Source organism: Pseudomonas agarici, from assembly GCF_001543125.1.
Taxonomy (GTDB): Bacteria; Pseudomonadota; Gammaproteobacteria; order Pseudomonadales; family Pseudomonadaceae; genus Aquipseudomonas; species Aquipseudomonas agarici.
The window spans coordinates 1,515,469-1,533,319 of the sequence record NZ_CP014135.1; the positions used below are offsets into that span (position 1 = coordinate 1,515,469).

The 17,851-nt window shown below is 60.6% G+C and carries 14 protein-coding genes; 11 read left to right on the top strand and 3 right to left on the bottom strand.

Annotated features, from left to right (window positions below; genetic code table 11):
* Positions 1-81 precede the first annotated feature (81 nt).
* The 9 genes from AWM79_RS06605 to AWM79_RS06645 all read left to right on the top strand — a co-directional run bounded on the left by AWM79_RS06605 (position 82) and on the right by AWM79_RS06645 (position 11,390).
* On the top strand, positions 82-1,074 hold the full coding sequence (locus AWM79_RS06605; RefSeq protein ID WP_060782450.1) for a hypothetical protein: 993 nt from the start codon (positions 82-84) through the stop codon (positions 1,072-1,074).
* A complete protein-coding gene (locus AWM79_RS06610; RefSeq protein WP_017133765.1) occupies positions 1,071-2,099 on the top strand; it encodes a membrane protein in 1,029 nt (342 codons plus the stop codon). Before AWM79_RS06605 ends, AWM79_RS06610 begins: the two co-directional genes overlap by 4 nt.
* 782 nt (positions 2,100-2,881) lie before the next feature.
* Positions 2,882-4,153: an ABC transporter substrate-binding protein gene (locus AWM79_RS06615; protein WP_425262056.1), complete on the top strand. Its 1,272-nt coding sequence runs from the start codon at positions 2,882-2,884 to the stop codon at positions 4,151-4,153.
* A gap of 109 nt (positions 4,154-4,262) precedes the next feature.
* Entirely contained in the window at positions 4,263-5,189 is a 927-nt protein-coding gene (locus AWM79_RS06620; RefSeq protein ID WP_017133763.1) for a carbohydrate ABC transporter permease, read from the top strand.
* A 10-nt stretch (positions 5,190-5,199) separates the two neighbouring features.
* Entirely contained in the window at positions 5,200-6,036 is an 837-nt protein-coding gene (locus tag AWM79_RS06625; protein ID WP_017133762.1) for a carbohydrate ABC transporter permease, read from the top strand.
* Between the two features lie 209 nt (positions 6,037-6,245).
* The gene (locus tag AWM79_RS06630) at positions 6,246-7,349 is read left to right on the top strand and encodes an ABC transporter ATP-binding protein (RefSeq protein WP_017133761.1); all 1,104 of its coding nucleotides are present in this window, start codon (positions 6,246-6,248) and stop codon (positions 7,347-7,349) included.
* A gap of 18 nt (positions 7,350-7,367) precedes the next feature.
* Complete coding sequence (locus AWM79_RS06635) at positions 7,368-8,849, top strand: mannitol dehydrogenase family protein (protein ID WP_060782451.1); 1,482 nt, start codon at positions 7,368-7,370, stop codon at positions 8,847-8,849.
* Positions 8,850-8,954: 105 nt separating this feature from the next.
* A complete protein-coding gene (gene xylB / locus AWM79_RS06640; RefSeq protein WP_017133759.1) occupies positions 8,955-10,445 on the top strand; it encodes a xylulokinase in 1,491 nt (496 codons plus the stop codon).
* Positions 10,446-10,451: 6 nt separating this feature from the next.
* Positions 10,452-11,390 carry a carbohydrate kinase family protein gene (locus AWM79_RS06645; RefSeq protein WP_017133758.1) on the top strand — a complete coding sequence of 313 codons (939 nt, stop codon included), beginning with the start codon at positions 10,452-10,454 and terminating at the stop codon, positions 11,388-11,390.
* 86 nt (positions 11,391-11,476) lie between these two features.
* Here AWM79_RS06645 and AWM79_RS06650 read toward each other — a convergent pair whose 3' ends face one another.
* Complete coding sequence (locus AWM79_RS06650) at positions 11,477-12,646, bottom strand: PilT/PilU family type 4a pilus ATPase (protein ID WP_060782452.1); 1,170 nt, start codon at positions 12,644-12,646, stop codon at positions 11,477-11,479.
* 135 nt (positions 12,647-12,781) lie between these two features.
* Between AWM79_RS06650 and AWM79_RS06655 the strand changes: the two genes are divergently transcribed.
* Positions 12,782-15,313 (top strand): PAS domain-containing hybrid sensor histidine kinase/response regulator, encoded by a 2,532-nt coding sequence (locus AWM79_RS06655; protein ID WP_060782453.1) that lies wholly within the window; start codon positions 12,782-12,784, stop codon positions 15,311-15,313.
* 57 nt (positions 15,314-15,370) lie between these two features.
* A complete protein-coding gene (locus AWM79_RS06660; protein WP_017133756.1) occupies positions 15,371-15,646 on the top strand; it encodes a peptidylprolyl isomerase in 276 nt (91 codons plus the stop codon).
* A 35-nt stretch (positions 15,647-15,681) separates the two neighbouring features.
* Here the strand turns inward: AWM79_RS06660 and AWM79_RS06665 are convergent, their stop codons facing one another.
* On the bottom strand, positions 15,682-16,608 hold the full coding sequence (locus tag AWM79_RS06665) for a sugar kinase (protein ID WP_017133755.1): 927 nt from the start codon (positions 16,606-16,608) through the stop codon (positions 15,682-15,684).
* 15 nt (positions 16,609-16,623) lie between these two features.
* Complete coding sequence (locus AWM79_RS06670; RefSeq protein ID WP_017133754.1) at positions 16,624-17,841, bottom strand: amino acid deaminase; 1,218 nt, start codon at positions 17,839-17,841, stop codon at positions 16,624-16,626.
* Positions 17,842-17,851: the final 10 nt, after the last annotated feature.

The following is a 17,851-nucleotide window of genomic DNA, read 5'->3' on the forward strand; positions in this document are numbered from 1 at the left end:
GCCCTGGATGATCAGGGTAAATAAGCAGCCTATGCCCCAACACTCCCCATCATCCAAACAATAGCGCGGTGCCTGAACCTCATGAGAAAAACCACACAGCAGCTAATGATTCACGACATTGCTGCCTGGCAACACCAAGGTTTGATCGACCAGCAAACCCAGGAGCGGCTGAGCGCGCCTTATCAGCGTCCCAACCAACTGTTATCCACGGTGTTGCAATGGCTGGGCATCGGTGCAGTGTTACTGATTGGTTTGGCAATCCTGGGTGGTGTGAGCTACCTCAGCGAGTCGGCCGCCCTCGGCGTTGTGCTGTTTTTTATCACCGGGGGGACATTGTGGTGGGTCGGGGTACGCCTGGCGCGTGAGCCGGCCGGGCGTATGCCGGTGGCTGGTGTTGCCATTTTGACCATCGGCCTGATGCTGATCGGTGGCAGCCTGTTACTCAGTGGAATTGGCTCCGACGAGGGCCGGTTTGATCGCATCCCTCTGGCACTGCTGGTCACCGCCTTGCTGAGTGTGGCCACGGCCTATCGTTATCACCTACGCTGGCCATTGTTTCTGGGGCTGCTGTGTGCCTTTCACGGCCTTGGCTCCTGGGCGAGTTATGCTGGTGGCGGGTCATATGTGTTCAACATCCAGGACCCGCGAGCCATGGCAGTGATTGCCGGGTTGGCAGCGCTTCTGGGGCTTTGGCACCAGCAGGCGGAAGAAGAGCCGCTCCGCCACTTCAGCGGTTTCGGGCGTTTGTATGTGATTTTCGGACTGCTCTACTTCAACTGCTCGCTGTGGTTTCTCAGCCTTGATAATTACAGCTCGTCCCAATCGGGGCTCTCGATACTGCTATTCACCGTTGGGGCCATCAGCCAGTTGGTAATCGGTGCTCGTTTCAAACACCCCAGCTTCACCGGGTTTGGTGTAGTGTTTCTGGGCATCGACTTATATACGCGCTTTTATGAATACGCCTGGGACCACCTGAGTGTCGCGGCTTTTTTCGCGGTGGCCGGTGTTGTGGGTGTTTTGCTGGGCTGGTTGTTTGAGCGCGCGGCGCTACGTGCCAGGGAGGATCGTCCATGAGCCCGGATCGCCGCAATCGACAGATCCACGATGCCCTTGATCAATGGCTACGCGAGGGGCAGATCGATCCCGTCGCCCACAACCGTATCGGTGAACTGTATCCCTTGACCCGATGGGACTGGCGCTCACTCGGGCGTTGGTTTCTGACGTTCGGTGCCATCAGCCTGGCGGCCAGTCTGCTGTTGTTTCTGCGTGAGCACCTGACGTTCACCCCGCCCAAATTGGCGATCAGCTTGTCAGTGCTGACCTTGGGCCTGTTCGTCGTCGGGCGCTGGTTGCCCGGGAAAGGCTTGAGGATGCTGGGCAGCACCGCCGAACTGCTCGGCGGCTTTGCCCTGATCAGCGTGAGTTTTGTTGTGGGGATGATCTATTCGGACGGCTCCGGCAACTGGCCGGCGCTGCTGCTGATCGATCTCCTAGTCCTGCTGGTGCTCAGCTATGCCTTGGGCAACGTGTTACTGCTGACGTTGTGCAGTGTGTTATTTTTTGTCTGGTTTGGTGGTCGTAGCGGATATGTGTCCGGCTGGGGCGCCTACTGGTTTGGCATGAACTATCCGCTGCGGTTTCTCGGTGCTGCGACGGTGCTGGTGGCTGCGGGGGCGTTGCATATGCGCTGTGAGGCTAGGTTGCTTGCCCGCTACAGTGGGTTTGCCAAGGTGTGGATTTCCTGTGGCCTGTTTGTCGGCGAAATGTCCTTGTGGCTGTTGTCTCTGTTTGGCAGCTACGACTTGATCGACGGGCCGTGGCATTTTGCCGAGGATGGTGAGCTGCTGATGTTCAACTTGCTTTGGGCGCTGGTTAGCCTCGGCGTATTAACGGTGGGACTGCGCCAGCGGTTCGGCATGTTGGTGGGGTATGGCTTAACGTTTTTGATCATCCAGTTGTACACCCTGTTTTTTACCCAACTGGCCGAAACCCTGGGTTGGCTGCTCAGCTTGCTGATCGCCGGCGGTGGTTTGCTGGTCCTGGTGATCTGGCTGGAGTCGCAGCGCCAGAAGCGTCGGGCGGCGATTTCAGAAGCCTGAGCTGACCCCAAAGGCTCTGGGATTGATGACCAACTGGGAAAGCTGGAATACACACGCTGGAAGGACTTACGCTGGTTTTCGGTTCTAGTGCTCCCCCTATAGAAGAATGGAGCCAACCAACGCAACCCGCCTATGGCCTCAGCCTGACGGCTGAGGAGATGTCCCGCTAGGTTTCCGCAAAATGAACGTTTGGTGGTCCGTCAGTCAGTTGCAGTTAATTTGAGCACGCGCAAATGGAATGCAAGCAGACGCCGCTGAACGCAAGCTCAGTCGCAGTTAATGTGAGTACGAGGAGCCCGTCAGTCGCAATTAATTTGAGCCGAAAATTACGTTGATTGCGAGCATGGCCATTTTCGATTGCAAGCCACTACACTTAGCTCGTTAACTCAAGTTCGGATGCCACAAGTCGGTGGCCAATGGCTCGTGGCGCGAATTTGACTCGCAGACCTCTCCATGCGACGCACTAAGGTGCTCACTTTCGACTTGCTTTTATGATGGAACCTGTACTGATTTATCTCTCTTCCAAGGCTTGACTTACGCCCATCCCCTCCCGAACAGCTGTTTCGCCAACCCGCGACATTTCGCCACAGTGCAAAAAAGTATTAATAAGAGTGTGCCCAAGGATTTGTCAGCACGACGATTGAGAGCTGTAATTATCGGCAGATTCTTCCTGGACACCGGAAGAGGCAAAAAACAATAAACCGACCTTCGACCGCCGCCGTGCGCTAGAAGAGGAGTGTTCGATGAAAGCCGTTGCAAAAGCTCTGCTCGTCTCCACCTGCATGACCATCAGTGGCGTCAGTTTCGGTGCCCAGACCCTGACCATAGCCACCGTCAACAATAGCGACATGATTCGCATGCAAAAGCTCTCGAAGACCTTCGAGGCTGAACACCCGGACATCAAGTTAAACTGGGTAGTACTGGAGGAAAACGTCCTACGCCAGCGCCTGACTACCGATATCGCTACCCAGGGCGGCCAGTTCGACGTGCTGACCATTGGCATGTACGAAGCCGCACTCTGGAGCGCCAAGGGTTGGCTGGAACCGATGACCAACCTGCCCGCCGCCTACGATATCGATGACGTATTCCCTTCGGTACGTGACGGCCTGTCGGTCAAGGGTACCCTGTTCGCCCTGCCGTTCTACGCCGAAAGCTCCATGACCTACTACCGCACCGACCTGTTCGAGGACGCAGGTCTGACCATGCCCGAGCGGCCGACCTGGGAACAGATCGGTGAGTTCGCCGCCAAGCTCAACCATCCCGAGAAGGAGCAATACGGTATCTGCCTGCGTGGCAAGGCCGGCTGGGGAGAGAATATGGCCCTGATTACCACCGTCGCCAATGCCTATGGCGCGCGCTGGTTCGATGAAAAATGGCAGCCGGAATTCAATGGCCCTGAATGGAAAAACGCCCTGAACTTCTACGTCGAGACCATGAAAAGCTCCGGCCCACCCGGTGCTTCGAGTAACGGTTTCAACGAAAACCTGGCGCTGTTTAACAGCGGCAAGTGCGCCATCTGGGTCGATGCCAGCGTGGCCGGCTCGTTCGTCACCGACAAGACTCAGAGCAAGGTCAGCGATCACGTCGGCTTTACCTATGCACCGCAACAGGTCACCGAGAAAGGTTCGTCCTGGCTCTACTCCTGGGCCCTGGCGATCCCGACCAGTTCCAAGGCCAAGGACGCGGCGAGAACCTTCAGTACCTGGGCCACCTCCAAGGAATACGGAGCGCTGGTGGCCAAGGAGGACGGCATCGCCAACGTACCACCGGGCACCCGGGCTTCGACCTACACCGAGGCCTACATGAAAGCGGCGCCGTTCGCCAAGGTCACCCTGGAATCGTTGAAGGTCGCCAACCCGAAAGACCCGAGCGCCAAGCCCGTGCCTTATATCGGGATCCAACTGGTGACCATTCCTGAGTTTCAGGCTATCGGCACCCAGGTCGGCAAGCAGTTCTCTGCCGCACTGACCGGCCAGAGCACGGTCGACAAAGCCTTGGCCGATGCCCAGACCTTCACCGAACGTGAAATGAAACGCGCGGGTTATCCGAAGTAACCCCTGACAACAGCCCCTTTGGGAGCCGGGCAAGCTCCGCTCCCATGGGATTGAGTCCCGGCAGGACTGACGATTGCCCGCTCCTTGTACCTAATTGGTTTTGAACACCATGAATACCTCCGCTGCCAAAGCCCATATGGATATACCCCAGCCGCTGCGCAAAAGCCGTCTGCGCAACCCTGGCTGGTTCCTAGTCTCGCCCTCGGTTGGCCTGTTGCTGCTGTGGATGATCGTGCCCCTGGGCATGACCGTTTACTTTTCGCTGATCCGCTACAACCTGCTCTATCCGGGCGAAAACCAATTTGTCGGCCTGGAAAATTACAGCTACTTTCTGACCGACTCGGGATTTCTCCCCGGTGCTACCAACACCCTGTTGCTGGTGGGCAGCGTGTTGCTGATCAGCATCGTGTTCGGTGTACTGATTTCGGCGCTGCTCGAAGCCAGTGAATTCTTCGGTCGCGGCATCGTCCGGGTCCTGTTGATCTCGCCGTTTTTTATCATGCCTACCGTCGGCGCGCTGATCTGGAAAAACCTGATTTTCCACCCGGTGTCGGGAGTTCTCGCGGCTCTGTGGCGAGTGTTCGGCGCGCAACCGGTGGACTGGTTGGCCCATTACCCGCTGCTGTCGATCATTATCATCGTTTCCTGGCAATGGCTGCCCTTCGCCATCCTGATCCTGATGACCGCCATGCAGTCCCTGGATCAGGAACAGAAAGAAGCCGCACGCCTGGATGGCGCGGGTGCGGTGGCGATTTTCTGGCACCTGACCCTACCCCATCTGGCCCGACCGATTGCCGTGGTGATGATGATCGAAACGATCTTCCTGCTCTCGGTATTCGCGGAAATCTTCACCACTACCAACGGTGGTCCGGGTTATGCCTCGACCAACCTGGCGTACCTGATCTACAACCAGGCCCTGGTGCAGTTCGATGTTGGCATGGCTTCGGCCGGCGGCTTGATCGCCGTGATTATCGCCAATATCGCCGCGATCATCCTCGTGCGGATGATCGGCAAAAACCTGACAGACAAGCCTTGAGGCCCGTGCCATGACCCTCACACTCAAACAATTTCGGCGCCTGCAAAGCGTTCTGCTCGGCGTCCTGGCCTGGGCCATCGCCATCCTGATCTTCTTCCCGATCTTCTGGATGGTGCTGACCAGCTTCAAGACCGAGATCGACGCGTTCGCCACGCCGCCGCAGCTTTTCTTCACCCCGACGCTGGAGAATTATCTGCATATTCAGGAGCGCAGTGATTACTTTCACTTCGCCTGGAACTCGGTGGTGATCTCCATCAGCGCCACGCTGTTGTGCATGCTGATCGCGGTACCGGCCGCTTACTCCATGGCGTTCTACGAAACCCATCGAACCAAGCGCACCTTACTCTGGATGCTCTCCACCAAGATGCTACCGCCGGTAGGCGTGCTGATGCCGATCTACCTGCTGGCCAAGTCCCTCGGCCTACTCGATACCCGCATTTCGCTGATCGTGATCTACACCCTGATCAACCTGCCGATCGTGGTCTGGATGGTGTACACCTACTTCAAGGACATCCCCAAGGACATCCTCGAAGCCGCCCGCCTCGACGGGGCCACGTTGCAACAGGAAATGATTCGGGTGCTGCTGCCGATCAGCAAGGGTGGACTGGCCTCGACCATGCTGCTGTCATTGATCCTGTGCTGGAACGAGGCCTTCTGGTCGCTGAATCTGACCTCTTCCGCCGCCGCGCCGCTGACCGCTTTGATCGCGTCCTACTCAAGCCCCGAAGGCTTGTTCTGGGCCAAGCTGTCCGCCGTCTCGACCCTGGCTTGCGCACCGATCCTGATCTTCGGCTGGATCAGTCAGAAACAGCTGGTACGCGGCCTGTCCTTCGGCGCCGTGAAATAAATGAACGAGTCCCATGTGCGCTGATGAGAACACTACGCAACCTGTAGGGGCATCCCGTCGACGCTTGATTGCTCGCGAAGCTTTTGACGATTTCCAGTGCCTGTTCGCTCGATGCGACGTCCCGACAAACCCGGCGCCTACAAGGGCCACGTTGCAACAAACACACTCAAGCGCATGACCCCAGAACAAGTCTCAAAAGGAGCCTCATCATGGCCAACCTGAAAATCAAGAATCTGAAAAAAGGCTTCGAAGGTTTTTCCATCATCAAAGGCATCGACCTGGAAGTCCGCGACCGTGAATTCGTGGTCTTCGTCGGGCCGTCCGGCTGCGGCAAATCGACCCTGCTCCGCCTGATCGCGGGCCTGGAGGAAGTCACCTCTGGCACCATCGAACTGGACGGTCGCGATATTACCGAGGTCAGCCCGGCCAAACGCGACCTGGCGATGGTGTTCCAGACCTACGCCCTGTATCCGCACATGAGCGTGCGCAAGAACATGTCCTTCGCCCTGGACCTGTCTGGCGTAGCCAAGGCCGACGTCGAGCGCAAGGTCAACGAGGCCGCACGGATCCTCGAACTCGGTCCATTGCTCGAACGTAAACCCAAGCAACTCTCCGGTGGTCAACGCCAACGGGTGGCCATCGGCCGGGCGATCGTGCGCAATCCGAAGATCTTCCTGTTCGACGAACCGCTGTCCAACCTCGACGCCGCCCTGCGGGTGCAGATGCGCCTGGAACTGGCTCGGCTGCACAAGGAACTGCAGGCGACCATGATCTACGTGACCCACGACCAGGTCGAAGCGATGACCCTGGCCGACAAAGTGGTGGTCCTCAACAGTGGTCGTATCGAACAGGTCGGCTCACCTCTGGAGCTCTATCACTCGCCGGCCAACCTGTTTGTCGCCGGTTTCCTCGGCACGCCGAAGATGGGCTTCCTCAAGGGCAAGGTCAGCCGTATCGACGGCCAGGGCTGTGAGGTCGAACTTGAGGCCGGCACCCGTATCAGCCTGCCTCACAGCGGTGCCAGCCTCAGTGTCGGTAGCCCGGTGACCCTGGGCATCCGCCCGGAACACCTGGAAATCGCCAAGGCCGGGGATTGCACCCTGCAAGTCACCGCCGATGTCGGCGAACGCCTGGGCAGCGACACCTTCTGCCACGTCGTGACCCACTCCGGGGAACCACTGACCATGCGTATCCGCGGGGACATGGCCAGCCAGTACGGCGAAACGCTCAACCTGCACCTGGACAGCACCCATTGCCACCTATTCGATGCCGACGGCGTTGCGGTCGCCCGCCCGCTACGCGCTGCCGCCTGATTGACGAGAATCCTTGCAATGAACCTGAACAAACAGAACCTGCACAACCTAGCCCCTGAAGTCGCCGTGCCCCAGTACGCGGCAACCAACACCCGGCAAGGTATTGCCCATATCGGCGTCGGCGGCTTTCACCGCGCTCACCAGGCCTACTACACCGACGCCCTGATGAACCTCGGCGAGGGCCTGGACTGGAGCATCTGCGGCGTCGGCCTGCGGAAAGAAGACCAGGGCATACGCGACGCCCTGTCATCCCAGGACTATCTCTACACCCTCTATGAGCTGGGCGAAGGCGACGACACCGAGACCCGCGTGATCGCTTCCATCAGTGGCATGCTGCTGGCTCAGGACGGTGCCCAGGTGCTGATCGACAAATTGGCTTCGCCGCAGATTCGTATCGTTTCGCTGACCATCACCGAAGGCGGCTACTGCATCGACGACAGCAACGGCGAATTCATGAGCCACTTGCCGCAGATCCAGCACGACCTGCGTCACCCAGAGGAGCCGCAGACGGTCTTCGGTTTTCTCTGCGCGGCCCTGGCCCAGCGTCGTGCCCATGGCGTCCCGGCCTTCACCCTGATGTCTTGCGATAACCTGCCGCACAACGGCGCAATGACCCGCAAGGCGCTGCTGGCCTTCGCCGCCTTGCGCGATGCCGACCTGCGCGACTGGATCGCCGAACACGTCAGCTTCCCCAACGCCATGGTCGACCGTATTACGCCGATGACCAGCGCCACCCATCGCCTGCAACTGCATGATGAGCATGGTGTCGACGACGCTTGGCCAGTAGTCTGCGAACCCTTTGTGCAGTGGGTCCTGGAAGACAAGTTCAGCAACGGTCGGCCAGCCTGGGAAAAGGTCGGCGTGCAGTTCACCGACGACGTCACGCCCTACGAAGAGATGAAGATCAAGTTGCTCAACGGCAGTCACCTGACCCTCACCTACCTGGGCTTCCTCAAGGGTTACCGTTTCGTCCACGAAACCATGAACGATCCGCTGTTCGTGGCCTATATGCACGCCTACATGGACCTTGACGTGACCCCGCAATTGGCGCCGGTGCCCGGGATCGATCTGAGCGACTACAAGGACACCCTGGTCAAGCGTTTCTCCAACCAGACGATTGCCGACCAGCTGGAGCGAGTCTGCTCCGACGGTTCCTCGAAGCTCCCCAAGTTCACCGTCCCCACCATCAACCGATTGATCGCCGACGGTCGCGACACCGAGCGCGCGGCGTTGGTGGTGGCGGCCTGGGCGCTGTACCTCAAGGGTGTCGATGAAAACGGCACGACCTACCGCATTGCCGACCCACGGGCCGAGTTCTGCCAGGCACTGGTGACCGACGACGCACTGATCGCGCAGCGCTTGCTGGCGGTGGAAGAGATCTTCGGTACGGCGATTCCCAAATCGGCGGCGTTTGTCGCGGCCTTCGAAAAGAACCTCAATAGCTTGCAGGAAGTCGGCGTGAGCCAGACACTGGAGCGTTTATTGGCCAAAACAAACTGAATCTGTGATGCCCCTTGTGGCGAGCGGTCTTGTCGGAACGCCACGGTGGCGCTCGCCACAGGTCCACTCGCCACACAGCTATAGCCCTATTCAAGCAGGCCAAGCATGCAGCAGAAACTCTACCTCGGCATTGATTGCGGCACCCAAGGCACCAAGGCGATTGTCCTCGACACCGTCAGCGGCCGGGTGCTCGGCCAGGGCTCGGCCCCTCATAGTATGATCAGCGGTGCCAATGGCCGTCGCGAACAGGACGTCAGCCAATGGCTGGAAGCCTTTACCCTGGCCACCCGCCAGGCAGTGCAGGTTGCGGGGATCGACGGCCAGTCGATTCTCGGCATCGGCGTCTCCGGCCAACAGCACGGCCTGGTGCTGCTTGACCAGCAAGGCCACGTTCTGCGCCCGGCCAAGCTCTGGTGCGACACCGAAACCACCCCGCAAAATCAGCGCCTGCTAGAACACTTGGGCGGCGCAGCAGGCTCACTCGAACGCCTGGGTTTGGTGATTGCCCCCGGCTATACGCTCTCCAAGCTGCTCTGGACCCAAGAACACCACCCTGAACTGTTCGCCCGGATTGCCCATATCCTGCTGCCCCACGACTACCTCAACTACTGGCTGACCGGTCGTGCTTGCGCGGAGTACGGCGACGCTTCGGGCACTGGTTACTTCGATGTGCGCAAGCGCAACTGGGACCTGCAACTGCTGAGCGACATCGACCCCAGCGGACGCCTACAAGCCGCCCTCCCGGAACTGCTGGAAGCCCACCAGCCAGTCGGCCGGGTACTGCCCGAAATCGCCCGGCACCTGGGCATCAACCCAGCAGCCCTGGTCGCCAGCGGTGGTGGCGACAACATGATGGGCGCCATCGGCACCGGCAACATCCGTCCCGGCGTGATTACCATGAGTCTGGGCTCTTCCGGCACCGTCTATGCCTACGCCGAACAACCGCAGATCAGTGCCGATGCCGCGGTAGCGACGTTCTGTTCTTCCAGCGGCGGCTGGCTCCCGCTGATCTGCACCATGAACCTGACCAACGCCACTGGCGCGGTGCGCGAGTTGTTCGATCTCGGGCTCGACGACTTCAATGCCCAAGTCGAGCAGGCCCCTATCGGCGCCAACGGCGTCAGCATGCTGCCGTTTCTCAACGGCGAGCGGGTCCCCGCGCTGCCCCAGGCCAGCGGCAGCCTACTGGGGCTGACCCTGACCAACCTGACCCAGGCCAACCTGTGCCGCGCCGTGGTCGAGGGCACCACCTTTGGTTTGCGCTACGGCCTCGACTTGCTGCGCGACAACGGCCTGCAAAGTCATGGTATTCGCCTGATTGGCGGTGGCGCGAAGAGTGCGGTCTGGCGACAGATGGTCGCCGATATCATGGACACACCAGTGATCTGTACCGAACAGAGCGAGGCCGCCGCACTCGGCGCGGCGATCCAGGCGGCCTGGTGTGAGTCCGGGGAGATTCATAGTCTGGAGGCACTATGCGAGCGTTGCGTCAACCTCGACGCCGCCAGCGAAACCTGGCCGACTCCGGCCAATGTCAGCACCTATCAACCGATTTATCACCGCTACCGTCAACAGGTCGCGGCCATTCAAGAGTGAGCATCCATGTATCTGGTCTGTGGTGAAGCGCTGTTCGATTTTTTCAGTGAGCCTGACGCAAGCGGACAAACCTCCAAGGTAAACTTCAAGGCCATTGCCGGCGGTTCGCCGTTCAACGTCGCGGTCGGCCTGCGCCGCCTGGGCGTCGACGCGGCGTTGCTGGCCGGGCTGTCTACCGATTACCTGGGACGGCGCCTGCAACAAGTCCTGTGCGAAGAAGGCGTGCGCGCCGATTACCTACTGGACTTCACGGCCCCCACCACCCTGGCGATGGTCGCCGTGGGTGCCGACGGTTCGCCTCATTACAGCTTCCGTGGCGAAGGCTGTGCCGACCGCCAGTTGCTGGCGGAGCACTTGCCGTCACTCGGTGACGAGGTCCGTGGCCTGCATATCGGCTCGTTCTCGCTGGTGGTGCAGCCGATTGCCGATACCCTGCTGACCCTGGTACGGCGGGAAAGCGGTCGCCGGTTGATCACCCTCGACCCCAACGTGCGCCTCAACCCACAGCCGAATATTGAATTGTGGCGCGAGCGTATCGCGGAGCTGGCCGAACACGCCGACATGATCAAGGTCAGCGACGAGGACCTGAGCCTGCTCTACCCTGATCGCGACCCACGGAGCGTTGCCGAGGGCTGGCTTACCCAGCGCTGCCAGGTGGTATTCCTGACCCGTGGCAACCAGGGTGCCAGCGTATTCAGCCGCCGCCATGGCCACTGGTCAGTGCCCGCGCGCGAAGTCGTCACCGCCGATACGGTCGGCGCCGGCGATACCTTCCAGGCAGCCTTGATCGCTTGGTTGACCGAACATCAACTGGACTCGGTGGAAGGCCTGGAACGCCTGGACAAGGCTCAGATCGACGAGATGCTGGACTTCGCCGTCCGTGCCGCCGCGATCACCTGCAGCCGCACCGGGCCGGACCTGCCGTATCGGCATCAGGTGGTGTGATCCCGGAAAACCACAGGCGACGGTAATCAAACAATGGACGTTTGGGGCTACGACAGGACACCGCTGGTGCGCACGGTCGAGGAGGTTCAATCCGGGCCGCGTTCGCCATCGTCCACCAGGCCCCAATCCTTCACATCCAGCTCCGGCGCCGCCACCGGCGCCGCGGGTGGCATGGTCTGCTGGGCCAGTGCGCCATTGTCATGATGCAGCTTCAGGCGCAGGCGCAAGTTGTTGACCGAGTCGGCATTCTTCAGCGCTTCCTCTTCGTCGATCGCCCCTTCCACCACCAGTTGGAACAAGGCCGTATCGAAGGTTTGCATGCCGCTGATCTCGGATTTCTCCATGATGCCCTTGAGCTCGGCAAACTCGTTGCGCTTGATGAAATCACGAATAGTCGGCGTGCCCAGCATCACTTCCACCGCCGCCCGGCGCTTGTCGTCGGTGGTACGCACCAGCCGTTGCGAAACAAAGGCCTGCAGATTGTTACCCAGGTCATTGAGCAGTTGCGAACGACGGTCTTCCGGAAAGAAGTTGATGATCCGGTCCAGCGCCTGGTTGGCGTTGTTGGCATGCAGGGTAGAGATCGCCAGGTGCCCGGTGTCGGCAAAGGCCAGGGCATGCTCCATGGTTTCGCGATCGCGGATTTCGCCGATCAGGATCACATCCGGGGCCTGGCGCAGGGTGTTTTTCAGCGCCGCGTGGAAGCTGCGGGTGTCGACCCCTACTTCGCGCTGGTTGATGATCGACTTCTTGTGCCGGTGGATATACTCCACCGGATCCTCGATGGTAATGATATGGCCGCCGCTGTGCCGATTGCGATAATCGATCAGGGCCGCCAGCGAGGTGGACTTGCCTGAGCCGGTAGCACCGACGAACAGCACCAGGCCGCGCTTCTCCATGATGGTTTGCAGCAGGATCGGCGGCAGCTTGAGGTCTTCGAAACGCGGAATCTCCAGCTTGATATTACGAGCCACAATCGAGACTTCGTTGCGTTGCTTGAAGATATTGATGCGGAAGCGCCCGACACCCGGCAATGACATCGCCAGATTCATCTCCAGCTCCCGTTCGAACTGCAGGCGCTGCTCGGCGTCCATGATAGCGTCGGCGATCAGCGCCACCTCGCCGGCCTTGAGCGCTTCAGTACCCAACGGCTTGAGTACGCCGTTGAACTTGGCACACGGTGGCGCCCCGGTCGACAGGTACAAGTCCGAACCGTCCTGGACGGCCAGAATTTTCAATAGCGCTTGGATTTCCATGGCAAGGGTTTCCGCAATACAGTCAATTGAGATTCAAACCATTAATCCGGTGTCATTTCGAATTGGTAATGGTCTACAGCTTGGGGGGATAATAAGCCGCCGCGCAACTCAAAGTTTTACCTTCAAGGCAGGTTTATGAACGGATCGATCCCCGACAACGACGTCGCCACCCTCATGAGTCACCAGGACTGGTCGCACAATCCCGTGGGCGCAATCAATCGCTGGCCACAGAGCCTGCGTACCGCAGTCGATATCGTCACCCATTCGCCCATACCGATGCTGCTGCTCTGGGGCACGCAACAGGTACAGATCTACAACGACAGCTTCGCCCGGCTTATCGGCGACCGCCATCCCGAGGCATTCGGCCAGCCGGCCAACGAAACCTGGTCGGATTACCAGGACTTCAGCACGCCGATCTTTCAAGACGTGCTGGCAGGCCAGACCCGCAGCCTGGCGGAGCAATGTTTCAAGGTGCGCCACGCTGGCGTGAACATCGATCTCTGGGTGGACCTGACCTACAACCCGGTGCGCAATGAACGGGGCGACGTTGCCGGCATCCTGATCACCGTGATCGAAACCCATGAACGCCGACTGACCCTTGAACTGCGGCAGCGCTCCGAAGCGAGCATCAAGGCTCAGCAGGACAGCGAAGACCGCCTGCAACTGGCGATGGCTGCCACGGGTACCCTCGGCACCTGGGACTGGGATATCGATCAGGACCGCTTCGTCACCGATGCGCGATTTGCCCGGCTGCACGGCGTCGACCCGGCTCAGGCGGCGCACACGCCTCTTAATGCCTATATGCAGAGCGTTCACCCGGAAGATCGTGGGCTGGTAGCGCGTGGTATCAAGTATTGCCTGGAGAACAATACCGAACATGCCGAGGAATACCGGGTCCAGACCCGTGGCCAGGTCCGCTGGGTGTTCGCCCGAGGCCGCTGCTATCGGGGGCCCCATGGCCGGGCCCAACGCTTTGTCGGGGCGGCCCTGGACATTACCGAACGCAAACACAGTGAACAAGCGCTACGCCAGAGCCAGACCGAACTGCAACTGGTGATCAATGCCGTACCGGCGCTGATCGGCTATGTCGACCACGAGGAGCGCTTTCGCCTGAACAACAGCGCTTACCTCGACTGGTTCGGCAAGACCCCCCAAGAACTCTATGGCAAGACCCTGCTCGAAGTGTTCGGTGAGGACGCCTATGCCCAACGCGCCGAGTACATCGCCAACGCGCTGGCGGGCAAGGCCTGCAGTTTCAGCATCGACAACCTGCACCGCGACGGACGCAGGCGGCACGCGGCGATGCGCTACTTGCCACGCTATGGTCAGGACGGTGCGGTCAACGGTTTCTATATCTTCGTCAGCGACGAAACCGAGCGTAAACAAACCGAAGAGGCGCTGCGCAATCTCAACGAGACCCTCGAAGAGCGCGTGGCCCAGCGCACCCAGGCGCTGGCCGAGTCGAACCAGCGCCTGCAGAACGAAATGTTCGAGCGCGAGCGCGCCGAAGATGCCCTGCGCCATGCTCAAAAAATGGAAGCGGTCGGCCAGTTGACCGGCGGTATCGCTCACGATTTCAACAATATGCTCACCGGTATCATCGGCAGTCTCGACCTGATGCAGCGCTATATCGCCGCAGGGCGCAGTGCCGAGATCGGACGTTTTGCCGATGCTGCGATCAACTCCGCCCAGCGTGCGGCAGCCCTGACCCATCGCCTGCTGGCTTTCTCCCGTCGGCAATCGCTGGACAGCAAGCGCATCGATCCGAACCAATTGGTGCAATCGCTGGAAGAGCTGTTCAGTCGCACCAAAGGCGCCCATATCCAATTGCAAGTCCGGCTCGGCCAGGATATCTGGCCGGTGAACACGGACACCGGACAACTGGAAAGCGCCCTGCTCAACCTGGTGATCAATGCCCGCGATGCGATGCCCGAAGGCGGTACGCTGCTGATCGAAACGGCTAACAGTTGCCTCGACGGCAGTGATATCAACTCCCTGGAGTCGGTCAAGGCTGGCGACTACGTCATGATTGGCGTCAGCGACAATGGCACCGGCATGAGTCCGCTGATCCTGGCCAAGGCCTTCGACCCGTTCTTCACCACCAAGCCCATTGGCCAGGGCACCGGCCTGGGGCTGTCGATGATCTATGGCTTTGCCCAGCAGTCCGGCGGCCATGTCACGCTGCAAAGCGAACCCGGCCAAGGCACCTGCGTGCGTCTTTACCTGCCGCGCTTTCACGCCGAGGCCGACGAGGCGGCGCCCACGCCCAACACCCCACAGTCGCCCACGGCAGCCGCCGATGAGTCGGTGATGGTGGTCGAGGACGACCCGGCGGTACGCATGCTGGTGCTCAACGTGCTGGACGAGCTGGGCTACACCGTCCATCCGGCCGCTGATGCACGAACCGCCCTGCCGTTGCTGGAGTCTGCGTTGCGCATTGACCTGCTGGTAACCGACGTCGGTTTGCCCGGCATGAACGGTCGGCAACTGGCTGAGATTGCCCGTCAGCATCGTCCAGAGCTCAAAGTGTTGTTCATGACCGGCTATGCGGAGAAAGCCGCTGAGCGCCAGGGCTTTCTCGAAGAAGGCATGGACCTCATCGCCAAACCCTTTACCCTTGATCTACTGGCCAACCGGGTGCGCGACATGATCGGCCACGGCAACTGATCTTCGGGCATAATCGCGCACCCTGTCGCCCGCTCCACCGTTTCAAGGTATCTGTCAATGAAAGCTCAAGCCCGTCATATCCTGGTCAAGACCGCCGAGGAAGCCGAACAACTCAAGCAACGCATTGCCAAGGGCGAAGCCTTCGACGTGCTGGCCAAGAAGCACTCCACCTGCCCTTCGGGCAAGCGCGGCGGCGACTTGGGGGAAGTGCGTCCGGGGCAGATGGTCGGGGCAATTGACCAGGTGATCTTCAAGAAGCCGCTGCGTACCGTGCACGGGCCGATCAAGAGCAAGTTCGGTTATCACCTGGTGCAGGTCTTCTATCGCGACTGAAACGAGCATCAGTGGTGGCGAGCAGGTTGAGACTCTCAGCCACGTGCAATCAACGCCCCGTGGACCTGGATCACCTGGCTCGCCAGCCGATGCCCGGCTAGCGCGGCTTGTTGCGGATTGCCACCGGTCAAGCGACTCGCCAGATACCCGGCACTGAACGAATCCCCCGCCGCCGTGGTGTCCACTACGGTCTCGACCTCCTGCGCAGGCACCTCGAACGCTTCGCCTTCACAGTGGATCAGGCAACTCTTGGCGCCCCGCTTGATCACTACCTCCGGCGTGCCGATCTGGTCGTAGGCAGCGAATACCGTTGGGCCGTCGGCATAACCAAACAACGCCTGCTCGTCCTCCAACGTCAACAATGCCAGGTCGACATACGGCAGGATCTGCCGATAAGCCGTGCGGGCCTGTTCGATACCCGACCAGAGGCGTGGCCGGTAGTTGTTGTCGAACACCACTCGGGTATCGCCCCGACGCGCCTCTTGCAACACGGCAATCAACTTCTCCCGGCCAAGCTCGCCGAGCACCGCCAGGGTGATGCCGCTGAAGTACAGCACATCGTAATCCGGCAAGGCCGCGAGGATCGGCACCGCGCCTGGTGTACTGAAGCAATCGCGAACCGCCGCCTCGTTACGCCAGTAGAGAAAGCGGCGCTCGCCGCCCGCATCGGTCTGGATGCAATACAGGCCGGGCAAGCGTCCGGGCAGGCGCTGGACCTTGTCCAGGCCGATGCCCTCCTCGGCCCAGGTCCGGCACATGGCGTCGCTGAAGCTGTCGTCCCCCAGCGCCGTGACGTAATCCACCGATCCCCGCCCGGCCAATTCGCGGGAGAGATAGACCGCAGTGTTCAAGGTGTCGCCGCCAAAGCTCTGGCGCAGGCTGCCATCGGCCTGTTGTTGCAGTTCGATCATGCATTCGCCGATCAGGGCAATACGCGGTGGGGGCAGGCTGTGGGTGGTCATTCAGGCAATATCCCCTTAGAAGCAGGTGTCGAAGGTCTCGATCACGCTCAGTTGCTCATCGACAATGCAGCCAACGCGCCATTTGTCGAAGGTCAGGCACGGATGGGAAGTGCCGAACGAGACAATATCGCCGACCCGCAGCTCGCAGCCCGGTGCCACGGTCATAAAGGCATGCTGGTCCATCACCGCAGTGATCTCACAAGTGCTGACGTCTTCACCCACCGCCGGCAGCACGCCTGCCTTGTAGCGCAGCAGCGGCACCGGCAGGCCGGCGTCGAACGCCACGTCGCGCTTGCCCAGGGCGATCACCGCGAACCCCGGCTCCGGCATCGATTGGACGTGAGCCCAGACTTCCAGCGCCGGGCGCAGGCCTTCGCTCAGGTCGCTGCGACGATGCAGCACACAACATTGCGCTAGCTTGTAGATGCCATGGTCATGGGCCACATAGCTGCCGGGACGCAGCACACTGAGGAAGCACCCGTCGGCATCCTGGGCTTCGAACTCTTCGGCGATCAGGTCGTACCAGGCCGAGCCCGAAGCGGTGATGATCGGCTTATCGATAGCGAATGCACCGCTGTTGCGCAAGCCCACCGCCAGGCGTACCAATGAGCTGGCGAAGGCGCGGATAGCGCTGACGGCCTGGTCGCCGTGGATCACGCCTTCATAACCTTCGATACCGGTCAGCGCCAGACCCGGCTGAACCTTGATAGCCTCGGCCAGCTCCAGCACCTGCTGCTCGCTGCGACAGCCGCAGCGCCCGCCGACCACGCCGTATTCGATCATTACATTGAGCCGTAGGCCGCGCCCGGCAAAGAACTCGCCGAGGGCCGCGACATTGTCCGCATGATCGACCAGGCAGTAGAACTCGAACCGCGAGTCCGCCAGCAACGCGGCGATCAACGCCATGTTCGCCGCGCCGACCAGTTGGTTAGCCATCAGCACCCGCCGCACACCGGCGGCATAGGCCGCTCGGGTCTGCACCGCCGTGGCCAGCGTCAGGCCCCAGGCGCCCTGGGCCAACTGGCGTTGAAACAGCGCCGGGACCATGCTGGTCTTGCCGTGGGGCGCCAGTTCGGCACCGCTGCGGCTGACGAAATCCTGCATCCAGCGAATATTGTGTTCCAGCGCTTCACGGTGCAACACCAGGGCCGGCAGGCTAACGTCACGTACCAGTTGGGCACCGACAGCGGCGGCGCCTTTCTCCACGCGGGGAATGTTCAAGGCAACAGGCATTTCAGACTCC